Annotated in this window: 2 protein-coding genes; both read left to right on the top strand. The window is 48.0% G+C overall.

Annotated elements, in window-relative coordinates; genetic code table 11:
* A partial coding sequence (locus tag R7Q47_RS24220) for a cation:dicarboxylate symporter family transporter (protein WP_318089747.1) occupies nucleotides 1–366 on the top strand: 366 nt, incomplete at its 5' end.
* Between the two features lie 155 nt (nucleotides 367–521).
* On the top strand, nucleotides 522–1,497 hold a 976-nt coding region (gene sbcB, locus R7Q47_RS24225; protein ID WP_318089749.1), incomplete at its 3' end, for an exodeoxyribonuclease I.

The following is a 1,497-nucleotide window of genomic DNA, read 5'->3' on the forward strand; positions in this document are numbered from 1 at the left end:
GGTGCAACAATTGGTCAGAATGGTTGTGCGGGTATCTACCCTGCGATGCTAGCTGTGATGGTTGCCCCAACAATGGGTATTAACCCACTAGACGTAAACTTCATTCTTTCTCTGATTGCGATCATTACTATCAGCTCGTTTGGTATTGCGGGCGTTGGTGGCGGTGCAACATTTGCGGCATTGATTGTTCTTCCAGCAATGGGCTTGCCTGTAACGATCGCTGCACTTTTGATCTCAATTGAACCTCTGATTGATATGGCTCGTACTGCGCTGAACGTTTCTGGCTCAATGACGGCAGGCACCATTGCAAGCCGAGTGTTGAAGTCCTCAGAAGCTGAAACGGCTCTTGAAGAAACGAAAGCCTAACCCTTATTTGCTGCCCAAGCAGACAAATGCAAAACTTCAAGCCGATGGTTCGCCATCGGCTTTTTCATTTTCACAACTTCACCTTGCATCTTTCGTTGCTAGTCAAGGCGTTGAATGGTCTAATACTCTTATCGGTTCCGTAAACGGTAAGCAGAATGCACCAAGATAATCAGCCCACTTTTTTCTTCTTTGACTACGAGACTTGGGGTACAAATCCCGCGAAAGATCGTCCAAGCCAATTTGCTGGTGTTCGCACAGATGAAAACTTCAATATCATCGGCGAACCTCTGGTGATGTACTGCCAGCTTCCTGCTGATTATCTACCTTCTCCGGAAGCCGCATTAATTACGGGTATTACGCCGCAAAAGGCGATGCAAGAAGGTCTATCCGAGCCTGAGTTCATTGCTAAGATTCACGCCGAGTTATCGAAACCCAAAACCACCAGCCTAGGCTACAACAGCATTCGTTTTGATGACGAAGTGACGCGTTACACCTGTTACCGCAACTTTATCGACCCATACGCGTGGAGCTGGCAAAACGGCAACTCGCGTTGGGACTTGCTCGATGTATTGCGTGCATGCCACGCGTTGCGTCCTGAAGGCGTAGAATGGCCCGAGAATGAAGACGGCTTCACCAGTTTCAAGTTAGAACATTTATCGGTTAAAAATGGCATTGAGCACAGTAATGCGCACGACGCGATGGCAGACGTTATCGCAACGATTGAGATGGCAAAGAAAGTCAAAGCCGCGCAGCCAAAACTGTTCGATTACTTCTTCTCTATGCGCCATAAACGTAAGCTGAATGAACTGGTTGATATTGTAAACATGACACCGCTGATGCATGTCTCAGGCATGTTAGGTCGCGAATGCCAATACACCAGCTGGATTGTGCCTGTCGCGTGGCATCCAACGAATAACAATGCGGTTATTACGATTGATTTAGCCAAAGATCCGCAGCCAATTCTTGAACTTTCAACCGAAGAGTTGCACGAACGTCTCTACACCAAGCGTGAAGACCTCGGCGACCTACTACCCGTACCGGTGAAACTGGTTCACCTCAATAAGTGCCCTATTTTAGCGCCAGCGAAAACGTTGACGGCGGAAAACGCAGAAAACATCGGTATTGATCGTC

The sequence above is a fragment of the Vibrio sp. Vb0349 genome, from assembly GCF_033338975.1.